Here is an 18,585-nt window from a genome sequence, read left to right on the forward strand (position 1 = left end):
CTGGAGCGTGCGAGACGTCCCCGATCGAAGGAGCGCAGAGTGTTGGAAGCCGGTATGTTCACCGTGGTGGTCGTCGGGCGTTCGGACGTTGCCGCGGAGGTCATCTCACTCGAACTTGCGTTACCTGACGACGGTGACTTGCCCGATTGGAGTGCTGGCGCGCACATAGACGTCGGTGTCGGTGTCGATGACGTCCGGCAATACTCGCTGTGTGGGTCGCCGGCTGAGCAGTCACGGTGGCGCATCGGAGTTCTCCGCGAACCGAACGGCCGAGGTGGGTCGGCCTACCTCCACGAATCTGCGCAGCTCGGATCCACCCTCGAGGTCTCTCTGCCGCGCAACAACTTTCCTCTCGTCGACGCGTCGGCATACGTGTTCGTGGCGGGTGGCATCGGAATCACTCCGATCCTTCCGATGATCGCCGCCGCAGAGTGTGGCGGTGCGGAGTGGAAGCTGTACTACGGGGGGCGTACCCGCGCCTCCATGGCGTTCGTCGACGAACTCGCCGCGTACGGAGACAGAGTCGCGATACTCCCGCAGGACGAAGCCGGGATGCTGCCGCTCGCCGACATTGCTCGGGTCGCCGATTCCGAGACCAGCGTGTACTGCTGCGGACCGGAGCCGTTGCTCGCGGCGGCAGAGCAACACGGTATCGGTTCGCTGCACGTGGAACGGTTCGCGCCACGCCCCATTGTTGCCGAGGAACCCGACACCGCATTCGATGTTCGACTTCTGAGCACGGGGGACGTGATTCGTGTTGGCTCCGGACAGTCGCTCGTGGACGCTCTCGAACGAGCAGGCGTGTCGGTCGCGACCTCGTGCCGAGAAGGTACCTGCTCGAGTTGCGAGACGAAGGTGGTCAGCGGGAGCCCCATTCACCGGGATTCCGTCCTGACCGACGAGGAGCGTGAGCGGGGCGAATCGATGATGGTGTGTGTCTCGAGGGCTGCGGCGTCACCGGTGCTCGTGCTGGACCTCTAGCACGAAATCGCCCCTCAGATAGCGGGCTTTGGCGGCGGCTCGCATCAGCTTGCCGCTGCTGGTCTTCTGCAGTCGCGTGTCCGTCAATACCAGTTCACTCACCGTGAGTCCGTGCTCGCGCGTCACGGCCTCACGCACCGCAGGCGGGTTCACCTTGTGATCGGTGGACGTTTCCGCAACGATCACCAGCTTGTCGATTCCCTGGGCGTCTGCAATCGCGAACGCCGCACATGTCAAGGACTTCGGCCCTCCGACGTGGATCCGCACGGTGTTTTCGATGTCATGTGGGTAGTAGTTCTTGCCCCGGACGATGATGACGTCCTTGATGCGGCCGACCACGTACAGCTCACCTTCGACGACCGCACCGAGATCGCCCGTGCACAGTTCCTTTCCGGTCTCGCTGTGGCCCCAGTAGCCAGGGCTCACGTGAGGCCCGGAAACCCGAATCTCGCCGATCATGTTGTCCTCGAGCGACTCGGCCGAGCTCGGATCCACTATGCGGACTTTTCCGTCGGTAGCGGGTACGCCCGATCCGACGACCGTCCGCGACGGGGCGTCAGCGGCGGGGGTCAATCGGCCGCGTGTGAGTTCGTCGGCGTCGACGGTCAGCTTTCGTGGGCCGCGGCCCTTCACGCTCCCTGCCACGAACAGTGTCGCTTCGGCCAGCCCGTAGCACGGGTACATCGCGGAGGGACGAAACCCGTAGGGCGCGAAGGTGGAGACGAAGCGTTCGATCGTGTCTGCACGGATCGGCTCTGCACCGTTGAAGGCAACTTGCCACGAGGCGAGGTCGAGATCGACAGGTATCGGGCACCGCTCGGCGTGCGCTACACACGCGTCGAACGCGAAATTGGGTCCTCCGCTCGTGTGTGCCCGATACTTCGACACCGTGAGAGGCCAGAGCAGTGGGCGGCGTATGAACGTCCACGGCGACATCAAGATACTGGTGGTGCCGAGGTACAGCGGCTGGAGAACGTTGCCGATCAGGCCCTGATCGTGGAACAGCGGCGCCCAGCCGACGAACGTGGAGTGACGATCGTGGCCGAACGCGGCCGCGATCATGCGCTGGTTGGCGATGAGATTGCGGTGTGTGACGCGAACACCTTTGGGACGTGACGTGGATCCGGACGTGTATTGGAGGAACGCAGTCGATTCCTGTGCCGGTGGGGCGAATTCCACGTCGCCGCGCTCGGGTGTCTCGTCGACCGTCATCCATACGAGCTCGCCTGTCACCGCGCCGAGTTCGTCCTCGGTAGCGGATCGCGTCGGCGCGTCGGACAAGACGATCGACGGCGCACAGTCCACTACGATGCTGTTCGTGGCATCGTGCGGTCTGCCTGGCCGAGGCGGGTTCACCGGAACAGCGATCACACCCGCATACAGACATCCGAAGTACGCGACGATGAAATCGAGACCTGGTCCGAACAGCAACAGAGCGCGTTCTCCTGGCCTGCACTGGGTGCGCAGAGAAATCGCGACGTCCACTGCGCGCCTGTGTAATCGGTGGTAGGTGAGGACCTCGGCTTCGTCGCCTGTCGTGTCGAGGAACACGTACGCACGAGCGTGGGGGGTGTCGTGAGCCCTCGACCGCAGGATGTCGGTCAGCAGAGCGGTCACAATGCGTCACCGATGATCGCGGCGATCCTTGTGCGATGATCTTGGTGGAAAAAGTGCCCTCCCGTGAAGGAGTGGGTCGCGAAGGCGTCGTTCGTGTGGTGGCTCCACGCGGAGATCTCGTCGGGGTCGACAACGGGATCGGCTCGAGCGTGGAATCCTGTTATCGGACAGGATAGCTCGGTATGGTCGCGGTACGGATACGTCTCGCACACCTCGAGATCGGCCCGACTGACTTTGACGGTGTATCGCAACAACGCAGCGCTTCGCAGCGCTGCGCGCGATGTTCCCCCCATTTCTTCGAGCGCGTCCACGAACTGAGGTTCTGGCAGTCGGTGGACGGTCCGCCTGCTGGCCGCCAGATGCGGCGCCCGCCTGCCCGAGACGAATAGGTGGCGCGGCGGCGTGCCGGCGTCGGTGAGGGCACGTGCCAACTCGAACGCGACAAGGGCTCCCATGCTGTGGCCGTACAGCGCAACGGGCCTGTCCACGGAACGTCCGACCTGCGCCGCGAGTGCTGCCACTATCGTGTGGATGTTGCGTAGCGGTGGTTCCGCTGCGGCGCCTTCTCGTCCCGGAAGCTGGACGGGATGCGCAGTGATCCAAGCCGGGAATGTCCACCGTGCAAACGACGATGCGCCTGCCCCGGCATGGGGGATGAGTAGAAGGGGCACTGCGGCGCTCGTCGGTGCGCTGTCGACGATGACCGCAGGGGCGAACCACTGCCGTGCACTCACAGCGTCACCGGCAAGTGAGCTAGTCCGCGCACAATCGAGCTCTGGGTCTGCCATTGCTGTGGGCTCACGTCGATTCGTTGTGGGTCGTGCTGCGTGAAGAGCGTCTCGACGGCGATCTCTGCCTGCATCTGCGCCAGAAGGGCACCGAGGCATCGATGCATGCCATGTCCGAAGCCGACGTGTGTGGCACCGGTGCGGGTGGGATCGAAGTTCTCGGGCCGGTCGAACACGTCAGGGTCACGATTCGCGGCGCCGAGGCAGAGCAGCACGTGATCTCCTGCCTGTATGCGGTGGCCGCCGATCTCGGTGTCTACTGTCGCGACGCGTTTGGTCATCTGCAGCGGACTGTCGTAGCGCACAGACTCGTCGACGATGGCGCGCACGGGCAGCGACCCGGTGCGCAGTGCAGTCACCACGTCCGGACGCGACAGCAGCACGAGGGATGTATTGCCGACGAGTGCGGTCGTCGTCTCGTTGCCCGCGACGAAACACATGATGCACAGTACGACGATCTCGTCGACACTCAGCTCGTCGGTATCGGTTGTTGCAGTCAGCATTCGGCTGATCAAGTCTGTACCGGGGTGGCCGCGGCGCTCGAGGACGACCTGCTGCAAAGCCAGGGTGAACGTGTCGACGACGGCATGGACGCGGTCGAGATCAGTCGCTGTCATCAACGTCGGCTCGAGAAGGAAGCGTATGTCGTGCGTCCAGCGGCCGATATCCGGTCGCATCGACGCGGGCAGATCCATCCAATCGCAGATCACCGTGATGGGAAGGGGAGTTGCATAGTCCGCGATCACGTCGACGGGTGCGCTTGTGCGCACTGCATTCTGCAGCAGGGTCTCCGAAGTGAGGCGTATGTGCTCGCGCAACGAGGCGATCGCGCGGCCCCCGAAGACTCGATTCGCTAGGTCGCGCAACCGTCGGTGCTCGGGATCGTCGGTGAAAACCAGTGATTTCGTACCCATTCGGCGGACGGCAACGGCGTCCTCCCGTCCGTACCGAGCTGCTTGCGCTGAGACCAGCTCAGGGATCAACGCCGCGCTGAACATGTCCTCGCGCAGCACGTGTCGAACGTCCGAGTGTCGGGTGAGCACCCACATCCCGAGCGTTCGGTGCACCGGGGACTGTGTGCGTAACTGGTCGTAGCAGGGGTAAGGGTTCCTTCGAAAGGCCGGGGAGAATGGGTTGAACCGGACGGTGCCGGCTCGGGAAACGGATGTCATCGTCGGCTTCCGAAATGCCTGACGTAGGGACGAAATACGATGCGTAGCAGCCCGATCTTTCCCATTCTGAATCCCAGCGCCGACATCTTCAGGTAACGCTCGTACCGTTGCACGACGTCGTTGCCGACCAGTTCGACGGCGCGCGGCCGTTGGGCGCGAAGTCGAGATGCCCACTCTTCGCAGGTCCATGCGTAGTGGGCCCGGTCGTTGCGCAGCCTGACGATCTCGAAGATTCCCTCGGCGGCAGAGGTGATCTCGACGAGCGTCGGTAGATCGGCGTCGGGAAATATGTCGTTGTTGATGAATGCGTTCGCGTCCGACGGTGACATGTTGGCGTAGGCGATGGTTTGCAGCGACAGCACTCCTCCGTCGGCGAGCCACCCGGCGCATCGGGTGAAGAACTCTCGATAGATGGCAATCTTGTCGGCAGGCGAATCGGTCGGCCGGGCGAAGTGCTCGAATGCGCCGATCGACACAATGGCGTCTACCCGCTCCTCCGGCTGGTAGTCGATCCAGTTCTCGGTTCGCACCTCGACACCTGGAAGGCTTTGGCCCCGAATGTAGTTCGCTTGCTCTTCACTCAGCGTGAGACCGACGCAACGATCGACGTGATGGCCGAGCGATGCACGCTCGAGTACGGCGCCCCATCCGCACCCTATGTCCAGGAGGCTGCGGGCCTCATCTGCATCCACGGCGTCGAGATGCCACCTCAGTTTCCGATCCTGGGCCTGTTCCAGCGTGTCGCCAGGTTCTCGAAGAGCGCACGAGTAGGTCAGTGACGGGTCGAGCCACAGCCGGTAGAACTCGTTGCCGACGTCGTAGTGGTACTTGATGGCGTCTGCGGTCTCCACGTCAGCTCGAATGCTCGAACAGGTATTGCGCGACCGCACCCAGAGTTGGATTCTCGAACAATGCCTCGGGTGGAAGGTCTATGCCGTAACGAGATTCGATCTCGATCAGCAACGCGACGGCGTGGGCCGAATCGATCCCCAGACGGTCGAACGTAGCGTCGAGCGCAATCGAGTCTGCGGGTACGTCCAACAGTCCTGCGACGTAGTCTTGGCACCACTGCGCGATGGACTGCTGGTCGAGTATGTCGGTCATGACTGTGCTCCTGAGAGTGTTCGGTGGCGCCTACGTTTGGAGTGTCGACGCTCTCGGGTCGGGATCCCGACGTCGTGGGCCGCGCCGACAAGGGACAAGAACTTGATCAACCAGTACCCGGGGTCGAGGTGGTACCACTCGAGTCCGAACGACGCGGAGTCGGGGAAAGCATGGTGGTTGTTGTGCCACGACTCTCCGAACGTCGCCAGGGCCAAAACCCCTGCATTGCGGCTGTTCTCGCGCGATTCGTATGGACGAGTTCCGAACATGTGCAGGAAGGAGTTGATCGCCCAGACGATGTGTTCGAGGACGAACATCCGTACGAACCCGCCCCACAGGAGTCCGCTCACCGCGCCTTGCCAGCTCAGGTGAGCGATCCCGCCGATGGCCGCCGGAATCACCAAACCGAGGACCACCCAGAAGTGGTAGTGGCGTGAGATACGCATGATGACAGGGTTCTTCAGAAGGTCGGGTGCGTAGTGAACGATGTTCGGGTAATCGTGCCGCCGCATCCAGAGAATGTGCGAGTGGGCCAGGCCGCGAATCCGTCCGCGAACGCCGGATCCTTCCAGATTCGGTGAATGCGGATCACCCTCGCGGTCGCTGCACTCGTGGTGCCGGCGATGCAGAGCCACCCAGGAGACGACTGGCCCCTGACCGGCCATCGACCCTGCTACAGCGAGGACCGCGTACACCCACGTGCTTGCTTTGTAGCTGCGGTGCGTGAACAGCCGGTGGTAGCCGGCGGTGATTCCGAGTCCGGTGACCAGCCACATCGAGAAGAACAACGCGAGTTCGGTGAGGCCGAACGGCTGGACGGCGAGGAATCCGACAGCGGCTACGGTACCGACGATCGGGAGGATATCGAAGAGGATGAAGTGGCGACGCTGAAGACGGTGGAGATACGAGTTGCTGACCGTCTTGCGCCGAGGAGCGGGTCGCCGTTCGCCCTGTAATTCAGTCATGTCCAGCCTTGGGTCATGTAGAGGTGCCGTCCTGGATCGACGGGTGGAAAGTCGGTGGCGTTCCCAACCGTAGGAGCGGTGGGCGTTGCCTTCACCTCAGGTGGACGAAGCCGATCGAGGGATCGGATGTCACGATTGCCGTCGAGGTCGGTTGCTCCGTCAGGGGTGATCGGCCACATCCAGCGGCCTGCGGCACGACGAGGCCCTTGTGTAGCGTTGCCGCCGTGAACTCATCCCGCATATCGATGTCCGGTGTACTGGTAGCCAGTGCTGCGTCGCTCGTTCTCGCTCTCACAGCGTGTGGATCCGAGTCTTCGGCGCCGACGTCCGGATCGGCTGCTCAAACAACGCCTGCGCCCAGTACCTGCCCCACCGCGGTCCCGGAAGGCGACGGCGAGCCGGAGTGGACACTGTCCGGAACTACCGGGAGCGTCTCGGTCACCGGTTCCACGGAGTCGTCGGCGCCGCTCGTCGATGTCGAGGCACCGTTTGCGGTGACGGAGACACAGGTCGAGACGTTGCAGGCCGGTACGGGGGAGGTTGTGGCGGACGACGCGGAGGTCTCGGTCTGCTACATGGGGGTCAACGGTCGTGACGGATCGGTGTTCGACAGCAGCTACGAGCGCGGCGCTCCCGCCGAATTCCCACTGGACGGCGTCGTGGCAGGGTTCCAGAAGGCAATCGCCGGCCAGACGGTCGGTTCGACAGTCGCCGTCGCAATGAACGCGGCGGACGGATACCCCGACGGTCAACCGCGTGCAGGCATTCAGGCGGGCGACAGCCTCGTCTTCGCGATCAAGATTCTCGGCGTCACTGGTTGAGCGGCGTCCGGCGTGGTGAACCGTGCTGTGCTCCTGGCCACTTGTACGAACCGGGTGCTCGCCCTTCCTTCGCGATCTGCTTCACCACAGTCTGGCAGACCTGTTCTTTGATAATCGCTGCCAGCTTGCCGCCGATGTAGAAGCGTCGCGGCGCATCGTCCTTGGTCGACAGTTGGATGGTCCCGTAGCGTCGACCGACGCTGATGTTGGTTCCGACGAAAGCCTGGGCGAGGGCAGTGGGCTTGTTGCCGGAGACCAAGTCGAGCACGGTCCCGGCGGCTCTCGCAGCCAGGGGCATGGCGGCTTGGCAGCTCATACGTAGTGGCTGACCTGACGGTGCGGCCGCGTCACCTGCGGCAACGATCCGCGGATCGTCGAGACTTACCAGCATCTCATCGGTCAGCAGTCTGCCCAACGAATCGGTACGCAGGCCGCTGCTGGCCGCCAGGTGAGGAACCCCGAAGCCGGCCGTCCAGACTGTCAGCGCTGCCGGTACTTCCCGACCGTCGGCGAGACGCACTGTGTCTGCCATGACCTCGGCGACTGTCGCGTCGTCGTGGATGTCCACGTGAAGGCGTTCGAGCTGGCGACGTACGGAGGCACGGGCGCGTGTGCCCAATGTTGGGCCGAGAAGGCCCCCACAAATCAGCACAACTTTGCTGTCGGGCCGCTGCTCGGCAAGTTCGGCTGCAGCTTCGATACCGGTCAAACCGCCGCCCACGATGCAGACTTGGGCGTCCCTGGGTGTTTCGTCGAGTGCTGCACTCAGCCTTTCAGCTTGCTCGAGCTCGCCGATCGGGTAACTGAATTCCACCGCGCCCGGCACGGAGGTCGGCACAGTGCCAGTGCTGCCCACGGCGTAGATCAGATAGTCGTACGGGACGCTCGCGCCGGACTGCAATTCGACGACCTGCCTGGGTGCATCCACCGTTTCCGCTGTATCGACGATCAGACGAACTCGCGCCCCCAGGAGTCCAGCCAGGTCGACGGTAGCTTCGCCGCTTCCGGCGACCAATTCGTGGAGACGTACACGTTCGACGAATTCCGGGCGTGGATTGATGACACTGATGTCGATCGAGGAATTCTGTTGTAACCGGTTGGCTGCCAGTGCTCCCGCGTATCCGCCACCGAGCACTACAACTCGAACTCGCTCGTCCAACCGATCTGGCACAGTGTTGTTCGTCATCGGAAGCCTCCTGATTGTGGGTTGTCGAACGGAAGACAACGCAGCACGCCGTTTTGTGACGGGTGAAAGCACGTCTGAGACTGATGTCACTCGTGCTCGATGCTTCGGCGTCCTGACCCAGAACACCCATTTTCCGATTAGGATAGCCACACCATATTTCCCAGGAGGCTTGATGAACCCCGCTATCACCCGTAGATCCATGTTGTCCTTGACCTTCGCGACTGTGGCCGGACTCGCCGTGACCGCCTGCGCCGGAGCGGATGAAAGTGATGGCTCCGCAGGCACTCTCGCTTCGGGGAGCAACGTCGAGCCAAATGCGTTCCCTGTGACGATCGACCACAAATTCGGGTCGACGACCATTGACAATGCGCCGACTCGGATCGCAGCGGTGGGTATCGGTGATGCCGATGTTCTGTTGTCCTTGGGAGTCACACCGGTGCTCGTGCCGGTCTGGAACGGATCGACCGACGACGGGATCGGTGTGTGGGCAGAGTCGGCCCTCACAGGTGGCGAACCCGTATCGCTCGCGAACGCCACCACCGACTTCGACATCGAAACCATCGCGGCAGCGTCCCCGGATCTGATCCTCGCCGTCAACAACGCAATCGACGAAGAAACGTACCAGCAGCTCAGTGCCATTGCGCCGACGGTTCTGCACGCTGCAGACCAAGTGGATTGGGTTCTGCCGTGGCAGGAGGTCACCACGAGAATCGGTACCGCCGTCGGATTGCCTGCCGCAGGGCAGAACGAAGTGCGAGATGTCGAAGCATTGATAGCTCGAACCCGCGCAGAAAACCCGCAGTTCGTCGGCAAGTCGGCGGCTCTTGTTATTCGGTGGAGTGACGGCAACCTCAGGGCGTTCAGTCCGGAATCGGCACGCGCGCAACTACTGACTGCACTCGGATTCACGCCACCACCGGCCCTGGCCGACCGGTTCGCGGGCAAGCTCAACACTGAACTGTCCGCCGAGAACTACAGCCTGCTCGAGGCCGACTACCTCTTGTTCGACAACTACGAACGTTCGCGCTCGGATATGGAGCAGCAATCCACCTTCGCCTCGATGGAGGTCGTGCGCACCGGTGGCCTGATTGCGCTCGACCCGATCGTCAGCGACGCAGTCTCGATGCCCAACCCGTTGACTATCCCGTTCGTGTTGTCGCAGTTCGTCGATCAGATCAACCAGGCCGAGGCAGCCAGGGATCGTTAGTTCGCGACCAGTACCAAAGCAGCAACGCTGCAACGGCAGTGACAGCGGCAGTAGCCAGCCAGGGTGCTGCCGCTGACGCTGCGTGATCGTAGAGCAACCCGGTCCCAGCGCCCGCGCCGAGCGCAAGGGTTCCGCCGATCGTGTTGAGCATTCCGAAGTGCGCTCCCAAGTGTCGTTCGCGCGCAAGAACCGCAAGGGCGTCGCGCATCGTCGGGACCATCAACATCTGACCGAGGTACAGCACGGCGAGCCACCCCGACAACACAAGATACGAAACAACTGCTGTGGGGTTCCCGAATGCGAAGGGGACTGCGGGGATCACGAAGGACATCGCCATCAGCGTCAAACCCCCTACGATCGCCGTTCGTCGACCGATCCGGTTGGCAGCTCGAAGCATCGGTCGCTGTCCAGCAATGACCAACACTGCGGCGCCTCCGTAGAACCACCCCAGCGCACTCTGTGATCCGACGGTGCGATCGAGGTGTTCGGGCAGCATGAGATAGACCTGTGCCAAGGCTACGAATTGCATGCTGCACAGCGCAGCGAACATCATGAACGCGCGATTCTTCGCAACCGTCGTCCATACCTCGGGCAACGCCACCGTCGCCGCCGTGGCATCTCTGGCGGGGAAGAGCAAGTAGAAGCAAACCCACAGCCCCGCGAAGAGCAAGGCTGCGGCAGCGGCGCTCACCGCGAACGGGAACATCAGCAGTACCGCACCGAGGACCGGTCCGATGACCGTCCCGAGGCGACTGCTCATCTGTTCCCACCCGAACAACTCGGTGCGACGCATGACGCCGCTCTGTTCGAGTTCGCGTCCGAATTCTGCGTTGGCGGACTCCACTGCGGGAGCGAACAATGCAGCCGCAAAGCCGATCAGCAGCACACCGAGCACGACTGCGGCGGAAGCATCGGCCACCGTCAGTATCACGAAGCCGATGATGCGAATCGATATGCCGCACAATATGACCGGTCGACGGCCTAGTCGGTCACCGATGCTTCCGCCGAGGAAGAACATGCCTTGCTGGCTGAATGTCCGCAGCCCGAGAACGATGCCGACCATGGCAGCACTGAATCCGAGGGTGTCCGACAGATGCACAGCAAGGTACGGAACGACCAGGTAGAAACCGACGTTGAACAGCGCCATCGACGCCAGTAGCAACTTGACCACCGCAGGGACGTCGCGCAACCTACTTGCGCGGTTGTGACGGTCGCCGTCGGTGTCGGAGTGCATGAGCAGTAACTATATTGAGCGAGCAGCGGACTGTGGGATGCGACGTCCACCAACCCACACGACCGGCCGGTCACGTGGGTATACCTGGCGCTCCGCGCCAGTGGCGCGATTAAGTGCACGGTAAGGCACTTAATCGTGCCACTGGGCGCGGAGCGTCCCCCCAATGCCAGTGCGGCCGCCAAGCGTAGAACGTCTCGTCCGCAAGACCTTTGACCCGCGTAGATGTAATCAGCGAAGCCGACCGGAAGACTGTCGGGGAATCAGCGTCGGCAATGCCATTTTGATCGGAGAAGTGTTGTCGGTTCGGTCGAGAAGCAAGTCCATTGCAGTGCTTGCAATCTGATCGAATGCAGTGTGCACGGATGTAAGTGGGACAGGAAGTAGCTGAGCGAGCGGAATATCGTTGTAGCCGACGAGGGATAGGTCGTGGCCGACCATCAGCTGATGTCGGTGTGCCGCGGACAGCACCCCGAGGGCCAGGTTGTCATTGGCTGCAAATACTGCCGTGGGGCGTTTACTGTCCTCCAGCAGCTGATTTCCCGCGACCGCGCCTGCTTCGATTCCATACCCGGTCTCGATGGTCCAGTCGGGGTCGGGTTCGAGTCCAGCCTCGGTGAACGCGCGTCGTGCCCCTGCCAAGCGCCCGATGGCGCTGGAGGTGAACAGAGGGCCGGACAATACGGCGATGTCGGTATGGCCGAGGTCGATCAGATGGCGAACCGCGAGATAGCCTCCCGTCTCGTCGTCTCCAATCGACGATGGACTCTCGTTGTCGGTCCGTAGCACCAGAACGTGCGGGATTCCGTTGTCGCGCAGATGTGCAGGCAGAGGGTCCTCGTTGCGGCTGGTCGCAAGGACAACTCCATCCACATTGCGTTCCAGTAATGACTGAGCCGCGTTCCACTCGTCTGTCGGGTCGTCTCCGCTGGTTGCGACAATGGCGTAGTAGCCGTGTTTGCCAGCGGCTCTTCCTAGTGCCTCGAACATCAAGGCCATCACCGTGTCCGATAGCCGCGGTACCAAGACGCCGATCGTGGCGGTTGCACCTCGTCGAAGATTCGACGCGAAGGTGTTGCGCCGATAGCCGAGCTGTTCTGCGATCTCCCGCACCCGCACAGCCGTCGCAGACCGAGAGGGAGCAGTTCGGTCGTCGAGCACTCGGCTCACCGTGGAGATGCTGACACCGGCAGCTTTCGCAACATCCCGCAGCGTGACCGCGTCTGTCCGATCCGATGTCAGTCCACCGCGGGTCGAGCGCATCTGCTGAACCTTACTTTCGTATTTGTTCGACGGTCCATGTCGAGTCCGCACCGCCGACGTACTGACACGCCCCAGGCTACAACGCATGCAAACGTGCCGGGAACGTTTGCAGGAATTGATTCAGTGAGTGGTGCGCGAAAGTGAGATCTGCTCGATAACCGCAGCAAAAAGTGATGGTTGACACATCCCGACGAGGGCGTCTATCGTTTTGCAAACGTTCCCGACAACGTTCCCAATCAGAAGATAGAAGGACGAATCAATGAGCACCCTCGACCTCCGCGGCCTGAATCCAGCACCGATCACTCCCTTCACTCGCGACGGCGCCGTCGACTACGACGCGATCCAGCGGCTCGGGTCCTGGCTCGGCAGTATCGATGGCGTCAAGAGCCTGGTCGTTCTGGGTCACGCCGGTGAAGGAACCTTCCTGACCCAGGACGAGCAGGCCCGTGTCATCGGAGCATTCAAGGACTCGGTCGACGGGCGGCTACCGATCATCGCCGGCATCACCGGCGAAGGCACTGCAGTATCCGTCGACGAGGCAAAACGCGCTGTCGACGCGGGCGCGTCGGCCGGTTTGGTCTACCCCTCTCATGGGTGGTTGCGCTTCGGCTACCAGGACGGCGCGCCGCAGGACCGTTACAGGGCGCTCTACGAGGGGTCCGGTCTGCCGCTGATCCTGTTCCAGTACCCCGATGTCACGAAGGCAACGTACAACCTCGACACACAGCTCGAGATTGCCGCGCAGGAAGGCGTTTCGCGACCAAGAACGGCGTCCGCAACATGCGTCGTTGGGACCGTGAGATTCCGGTGCTGCGCAAGGAAAACCCCGAACTGCAGATTCTCAGCTGCCACGACGAATACCTGCTGCACACCGTGTTCGACGTCGACGGGCTGCTCGTCGGTTACGGTGGCCTCGCGCCCGAGCCGCTCATCGAACTCATCGCTGCAGGAAAGGCGCAGGACTACCCGGCTGCCCGCGCGATTCATGATCGTCTGCTCCCTGTGACCGCGAATGTCTACCATCGCGGCTCGCACATGGAAGGAACCGTCGCGCTCAAGGAAGGACTCGTCCACCGGGGAATCCTCGAGCACGCAACCGTTCGCTCACCACTCCTGCCCCTCGCTGCAGGTGCTCATGAGGACATCGCGGCCGCCCTCGATTCTGCGAACCTCGGTTCCGTCGTTCCCGCCCTGGTCTGACCTCTACGTCAGGCTGCAGCATCGGCGCCCCTCCGGCCAGGTCATATGCCAGGAGGGGGCCGAGTCACCACTTTCTTCGATCGACGCGCACCTGGTGAAACATGCATGACGCGCACGACTGTTTTCGGTAGGCACCCTCCATCTCAGCTCGGTAGGACGTGCCCGACTACACCCCAGTATTCACTTCTCGTATCTGCTCCCCGCCGCGCTGAGTTGAGGGCACACTGCCTACCAGCGGTTCGTAGAGCACCTCGAAGAATGGCTCGTCATGAGTCAGCACCGAACAACACAGGTGGCACGGTCCGCGACCGTTCCCGATGCCGTACTTCCACCGGGCGGTTCGACCAAATGGAAGACACTGCTGAGCACGCTGGCGATGGCGGGCCCCGCCTTCATCGCCGGCGCCTGGCAGTTCGGCCCCGGCAACCTCGCCAGTGCAGTCGAAGCCGGTAGCAGGTTCAGCTACACACTTATCTGGGTCATCGTCCTGTCGACGATCTTCATGCTGATCTATGCCGACATGAGCGTGCGACTCGGTATCCGCACCCCGACGTCGTTGATCAGTTCCGTCAAAGATGTTCTCGGACAGCGGGTCGGTGTTGCAGCAGGCCTCGGCGTCTTCCTCATCACGCTGTGCTTCTCCGTAGGCAATGCAGTGGGCTCCGGGCTCGGCCTGTCGATGGTGTTCGGCGGATCACCACTCGTGTGGACCGTCGCGTGCACACTGTTCGTCGGTTTGATTCTGTTGTTCCGCAACGTCTATCGTGCGGTGGAGCGGGTCCTGCTCGTCATCGTGGGACTGCTGGGTGCCACGTTCATCATCAGCGCTGTCATCTCCAAGCCCGACTGGTACCAGGCGCTCGACGGTGTGATGCCCACAGTTCCACCCGGCAGTGCGTTGCTCGTCGTCGCATTGGTGGGCACCAACTTCTCACTCAATGCCGCGTTCTTCACCTCCTATGGAATTCACGAGCGCGGTCGCACCCGCGCCGAGTATCGGCGGACCACCATTGCCGACACGGTTCCGGGCATCGTGGCACCCGGCATCATGACCGCTCTGGTGATCGTTGTCGCCGCGGCTGTGTTGGGTCGCGAGAATGCCGAGGCCACAAGTCTCGTCGGTCTCGCGAAGATCTTCGAGCCGATCGCCGGCCCCGTCGGATCCACGATCTTCGCGTTGGGACTGTCCGGAGCAGCGTTTTCATCGATGGTCGCAAACGCTACGGCCGGCGGAACCATGCTCTCCGATGCGCTCGGTAAAGGATCGTCGCCGAGCACCCCGACCGCCAAGATGACCGCCGCCGCCATCCTTGCATGGGGTCTGGTGATCACGTTGATGTTCACCTCGTCGCCCATTCAACTGATCATCGTTGCCCAGGCGCTCACAGTCTTGATCGCGCCGCTACTCGCGCTGCTGCTGTTCATCATGAGCAACAACCGTCAGCTCATGGGTGATCTCCGAAACACTATGTTCAAGAACGTCATCGGAGCTCTGGGCTTCTTCTCGATTCTCTCGCTTTCGGGGTTGCTGGTCTACGAACTCGTCACCCGATAGTGCCCAACGTCTCGCGGCAGCGTCGTCAACGCTGTCGCGAGACGCATGTCGACTCACACCTGATGGTCGGTGCTGTGCGCCAGTTCACGCCCGGCTTCGAAATCGGCGCGCAGGCTCTCGAGCTTTGCGGTGGCGTAGGCGTACGAATCCGAACCGAGAAGCTGATGCAGCGGACCATCGCCCGCCACGGCCATGTCGATGATCGCGGAGGCCCCCTTTGTCGGATCACCGAGTTGGCTGCCCTGAAGAGCGAGATGGGTGCGAGTCGTCTCATGGATAGGGACGTACACCTCGTTCACGGTCTCGGGCATCGCCAGCGAATCGGCGGTCAGAAAATCTGTTCGGAAGTAACCCGGTTCCACGACGCTGACCTTGATGCCGAGTTCTGCAACTTCCTGTGCAAGAGCATCACTCAGGCCTTCGAGTGCGAACTTCGTTGCGTTGTACAGCCCCCAGCCGGGACCGGCGACGAGACCGAAAACCGATGACAGGTTGATGATGTGGCCGTTGCCCTGCGTTCGAAGAATCGGCAGAGTGGCTCGCAAGACGTTCCACACCCCGAAGATGTGAATGTCGAACATCGCCCGGGCCTCGGCATCGGTGGTGTCTTCGACGGATCCGATGAGCCCGTAACCAGCGTTGTTGACCACAACGTCGACCCTGCCGAAACGTTCGACGGTCTCGGTGACGGCGCTCGAGACCGATGCACTGTCGACCAGGTCGACGTCGACGATCAATAGTCGCTGCGTGTCCATCTCGTCCAGCGCTGCGGTGAGGCGCTCCGGTGAGCGGGTCGTCGCGGTCACGTTGTCGCCGCGCTTCAGAAGCTGCTTGACGAGCTCGAGACCGAGACCTCGCGACGTTCCGGTTATGAACCAGGTTGCCGGTGTGGCGGTGGGGTAGGACATAGGGAGACTCCTCGTGCGATCAGGTCGGGACTTTCCTCGACCAGTCGATCGTGAGCCAGAACTACCGTCGAAAATCGGCCATAACGCGCCCTCTTACTCCTCGGAGTTGCGTGACTAGGACTGAGCGGGCCAGGCACGACGGTCGCATTTCTGCGATGCTTCGAAGATGCCGGATGTCAACCACGAGCTAGCCGACTACCTCAGGCGCGCCCGGGCGGGTTGCGACCCGTCGCGTGCCGGCCTGCCGCAGGATGGCAGAGTGCGTCGAGTGCCGGGTTTGCGTCGTGAGGAAGTCGCGCTCCTTGCCGGGGTGTCCACCGATTACTACACGCGTTTGGAGCAAGGGCGACGAATAACACCGTCATCGGGAGTTCTCGACGCCATTGCACGAGCACTCGGTCTCGGCGAGGCAGGGCGAGTGCATTTGGGCAATCTTGTCGGGGCCACGTCGAGCGGACCTGCCCGGTCGCGGCCGGTGCAGCGGGTACGGCCGGGTCTGCGGCAGCTTGTCGATTCGCTCGATGGTCAGCCGGCGTTGATACTCGGACGGCGGTCCGACGTGCTTGCGAGCAATCGAATGGCGAACGCGTTGTTCGCCGACTTCGAGTCGATGCGTCCGAGCGAACGCAATTATGCGCGGTGGATGTTCGTCGCGGAGGACGCTCGCCAGTTGTTCGTCGACTGGGAAATTCACGCGCGTGCTGCTGTCGAGAGTCTCAGGTTCGAAATCGGAAATTATCCCGACGACAAGGGAATCAAGAACCTGATCGATGAGCTCACCAGCCACAGCCCTGAATTCCGACGCTGGTGGAGTGAGAACCGGGTGTATCAGCGGACATTCGGTTCGAAGCGACTCCGACATCCAATGGTTGGAGAGTTGACCGTCAGCTACGAAACGCTCACGATGCCCGGCGATCCCAGTCAAACGTTGTTCGTTTACACGACCGAGGTCGGCACTGCCTCCCACCAGGCCATGAACACCCTCTCCAGCTGGTCACTCACCAGTTCGACAGTCGAGTTGGACTCTGCCCCCAACGCTTCGCATCTACCGCGCTGGTAGCCAGGCGCCGTGCAGGCCGGCCGGGACTCGGATGGGTAGTTCGATCGTCGCAAGTGGTCCGTCTGCTGGGTTTTCGACGTCGAGCACGTAGAACCGCGATTTCATGTCGGCAGGATCGGTGCCGATCGATCCCCAATAGTCGTGCTGTTCCCCGGGAATGTAGATGGGTTCGCCGAGGGCTACACCCGGAGTCCACACGTCGTCGCGGCCTGCATGTACGTCGTGGAACCACAGAGATTCGAGGACGTCGTGATCCTCATCCGCCCGCCCGACGGTCGCAATGCGGCGGTGGTCGCGAGTCAGCAACCGGTCGTCGACTCGGGGGAACTCGATGCCTGCCCGTTCACTGATCTGTGTGCGCGTGATCGCACCCGTCGACGGATTGCAGAGCGCTCGCATCAACGTCGAACGGTTGGGTACCGAGGTCTGCGCGAATCCCATCGGGTAGAGATGCTCGACGTAGTCGACGGTCACGGTGCCGTCAGGATTGTCGAAGGCGTTGGCGAAGTGCCACACCCAGAACGTATCCGTGTCGATCCATTGGACACCACCACCGTCACGCGGGATCATCGCGATGCGCGTGCCTTCCTCCGGGTGCCAAGCCAGCAGGCTGCCACCGGTCATCGCTGCCGCGAGATCGAAGACCAATGGGTTGACGAAGAGCACGATGTACTTTTCGGTCAGAGCCATGTCGTGAATCATCATCGGCTTGTCCAGCCCCGGCACCGGCGTCGGTGTGCGACGGGCGCTCCCGTCTGCTCCCACAACAGACCAGGTCAGGTACGGTGCTTCGAGGCTGTAATTGAACAGCACCATCTCGCCGGTGTGTGGGTCGATCTTCGGGTGCGCGGTGCTTCCGACGCGCATCGCGCCGTCGCAGTCCTCCTGGCCCAGAGTTTTCAATTGTGCACGGTCGAGCAGGTAGGGCTTGTCGCCCTCGGCCATGGCCATGAGCTTGCCCGAATGTTCGACGATATTGATGTCGGGGAGTTGCCGGGTGGTTCCAGCGAGTGTGTCGCCGACTACCGACGCAGGCGGCGTGTAACCGTCCATCACGCCGGACCAGATAGCCTCGCCGCGTTGTTCTTCCAGTTCGACCATCGGTGTGCGCACGAACCGATTGCTGTACGACGCCTGACCCCCGGCGATACTGACGCGGTGGACCATCCCGTCACCGTCCAGGGGAAAGACGAATGAGCCGATCGGATCGAACCGTGGGTTGGGGCCGTTGCGGAGATAGCTGCCGTTCAGGTCGTCGGGCAAGTCGCCGACGATCTCCAGGTCCGCGACATCGACTTCCTCTCGCTGTGGTGCGAAGACTCCGGTCAGGTGGGCATGGTGGGCAACATCGACCGGCAGTGGCCGGTGCGGATCGGCGATGACGGTCATGGTGTCCTCAGTAGTCAGCGAATGATGTCGTGGCGGATCAGATCACTGGTAGCTGCCGAGGTACTTTACGCCGATGCTGAGGTCCGCAAGGCTAAACCAGAAAATTCGACGATGTAGTCGGATGATGTTGCGGCACAG

General features: G+C 62.3%; 16 protein-coding genes and 1 pseudogene. 6 read left to right on the forward strand and 11 right to left on the reverse strand.

The window, feature by feature from the left end; genetic code table 11:
• Positions 1-39: 39 nt before the first annotated feature.
• Entirely contained in the window at positions 40-981 is a 942-nt protein-coding gene (locus tag WDS16_RS05060) for a PDR/VanB family oxidoreductase (protein ID WP_338890996.1), read from the forward strand.
• Here WDS16_RS05060 and WDS16_RS05065 read toward each other — a convergent pair.
• The 6 genes from WDS16_RS05065 to WDS16_RS05090 all read right to left on the reverse strand — a co-directional run bounded on the left by WDS16_RS05065 (position 955) and on the right by WDS16_RS05090 (position 6,627).
• Complete coding sequence (locus WDS16_RS05065; protein WP_338890997.1) at positions 955-2,598, reverse strand: fatty acyl-AMP ligase; 1,644 nt, start codon at positions 2,596-2,598, stop codon at positions 955-957. The genes WDS16_RS05060 and WDS16_RS05065 overlap by 27 nt on opposite strands.
• Entirely contained in the window at positions 2,595-3,332 is a 738-nt protein-coding gene (locus tag WDS16_RS05070; RefSeq protein WP_338890998.1) for a thioesterase II family protein, read from the reverse strand. Before WDS16_RS05070 ends, WDS16_RS05065 begins: the two co-directional genes overlap by 4 nt.
• Positions 3,329-4,453 (reverse strand): cytochrome P450, encoded by a 1,125-nt coding sequence (locus WDS16_RS05075; RefSeq protein WP_338891000.1) that lies wholly within the window; start codon positions 4,451-4,453, stop codon positions 3,329-3,331. Before WDS16_RS05075 ends, WDS16_RS05070 begins: the two co-directional genes overlap by 4 nt.
• A 101-nt stretch (positions 4,454-4,554) precedes the next feature.
• Positions 4,555-5,409: a cyclopropane-fatty-acyl-phospholipid synthase family protein gene (locus WDS16_RS05080; RefSeq protein ID WP_338891001.1), complete on the reverse strand. Its 855-nt coding sequence runs from the start codon at positions 5,407-5,409 to the stop codon at positions 4,555-4,557.
• A 1-nt stretch (position 5,410) separates the two neighbouring features.
• Entirely contained in the window at positions 5,411-5,662 is a 252-nt protein-coding gene (locus WDS16_RS05085) for an acyl carrier protein (RefSeq protein ID WP_338891002.1), read from the reverse strand.
• On the reverse strand, positions 5,659-6,627 hold the full coding sequence (locus WDS16_RS05090; protein ID WP_338891004.1) for an acyl-CoA desaturase: 969 nt from the start codon (positions 6,625-6,627) through the stop codon (positions 5,659-5,661). The genes WDS16_RS05085 and WDS16_RS05090 overlap by 4 nt, the downstream gene beginning before the upstream one ends.
• 224 nt (positions 6,628-6,851) lie before the next feature.
• Here WDS16_RS05090 and WDS16_RS05095 point away from each other — a divergent pair, with 224 nt between their 5' ends.
• A complete protein-coding gene (locus WDS16_RS05095; RefSeq protein WP_338891006.1) occupies positions 6,852-7,448 on the forward strand; it encodes an FKBP-type peptidyl-prolyl cis-trans isomerase in 597 nt (198 codons plus the stop codon).
• Here WDS16_RS05095 and WDS16_RS05100 read toward each other — a convergent pair.
• Positions 7,438-8,634, reverse strand: a complete 1,197-nt coding sequence (locus tag WDS16_RS05100) for an NAD(P)/FAD-dependent oxidoreductase (RefSeq protein ID WP_338891007.1) — start codon at positions 8,632-8,634, stop codon at positions 7,438-7,440. The genes WDS16_RS05095 and WDS16_RS05100 overlap by 11 nt on opposite strands.
• Positions 8,635-8,806: 172 nt before the next feature.
• Here WDS16_RS05100 and WDS16_RS05105 point away from each other — a divergent pair, with 172 nt between their 5' ends.
• Positions 8,807-9,841: an ABC transporter substrate-binding protein gene (locus WDS16_RS05105; protein ID WP_338891008.1), complete on the forward strand. Its 1,035-nt coding sequence runs from the start codon at positions 8,807-8,809 to the stop codon at positions 9,839-9,841.
• On the opposite strand, the gene WDS16_RS05110 is transcribed toward WDS16_RS05105, so the two are convergent.
• Both WDS16_RS05110 and WDS16_RS05115 read right to left on the reverse strand, forming a co-directional pair.
• Positions 9,810-11,075 carry an MFS transporter gene (locus WDS16_RS05110; RefSeq protein ID WP_338891009.1) on the reverse strand — a complete coding sequence of 422 codons (1,266 nt, stop codon included), beginning with the start codon at positions 11,073-11,075 and terminating at the stop codon, positions 9,810-9,812. The two genes, WDS16_RS05105 and WDS16_RS05110, sit on opposite strands and share 32 nt — an antisense overlap.
• A gap of 228 nt (positions 11,076-11,303) precedes the next feature.
• Positions 11,304-12,335 carry a LacI family DNA-binding transcriptional regulator gene (locus WDS16_RS05115; protein WP_338891010.1) on the reverse strand — a complete coding sequence of 344 codons (1,032 nt, stop codon included), beginning with the start codon at positions 12,333-12,335 and terminating at the stop codon, positions 11,304-11,306.
• 259 nt (positions 12,336-12,594) lie between these two features.
• Here WDS16_RS05115 and WDS16_RS05120 point away from each other — a divergent pair.
• A pseudogene (locus WDS16_RS05120) lies at positions 12,595-13,535 on the forward strand (dihydrodipicolinate synthase family protein).
• A gap of 376 nt (positions 13,536-13,911) precedes the next feature.
• A complete protein-coding gene (locus WDS16_RS05125) occupies positions 13,912-15,090 on the forward strand; it encodes an Nramp family divalent metal transporter (RefSeq protein WP_338893248.1) in 1,179 nt (392 codons plus the stop codon).
• 53 nt (positions 15,091-15,143) lie between these two features.
• Here the strand turns inward: WDS16_RS05125 and WDS16_RS05130 are convergent, their stop codons facing one another.
• Positions 15,144-15,998 (reverse strand): SDR family NAD(P)-dependent oxidoreductase, encoded by an 855-nt coding sequence (locus WDS16_RS05130; protein ID WP_338891011.1) that lies wholly within the window; start codon positions 15,996-15,998, stop codon positions 15,144-15,146.
• A gap of 166 nt (positions 15,999-16,164) precedes the next feature.
• Between WDS16_RS05130 and WDS16_RS05135 the strand changes: the two genes are divergently transcribed.
• Positions 16,165-17,058 carry a helix-turn-helix transcriptional regulator gene (locus tag WDS16_RS05135; RefSeq protein ID WP_338891012.1) on the forward strand — a complete coding sequence of 298 codons (894 nt, stop codon included), beginning with the start codon at positions 16,165-16,167 and terminating at the stop codon, positions 17,056-17,058.
• On the opposite strand, the gene WDS16_RS05140 is transcribed toward WDS16_RS05135, so the two are convergent.
• Positions 17,044-18,447: a carotenoid oxygenase family protein gene (locus WDS16_RS05140; RefSeq protein WP_338891014.1), complete on the reverse strand. Its 1,404-nt coding sequence runs from the start codon at positions 18,445-18,447 to the stop codon at positions 17,044-17,046. The genes WDS16_RS05135 and WDS16_RS05140 overlap by 15 nt on opposite strands.
• Positions 18,448-18,585: the final 138 nt, after the last annotated feature.

The organism is Rhodococcus sovatensis, assembly GCF_037327425.1.
Classification (GTDB): Bacteria; Actinomycetota; Actinomycetes; order Mycobacteriales; family Mycobacteriaceae; genus Rhodococcoides; species Rhodococcoides sovatense.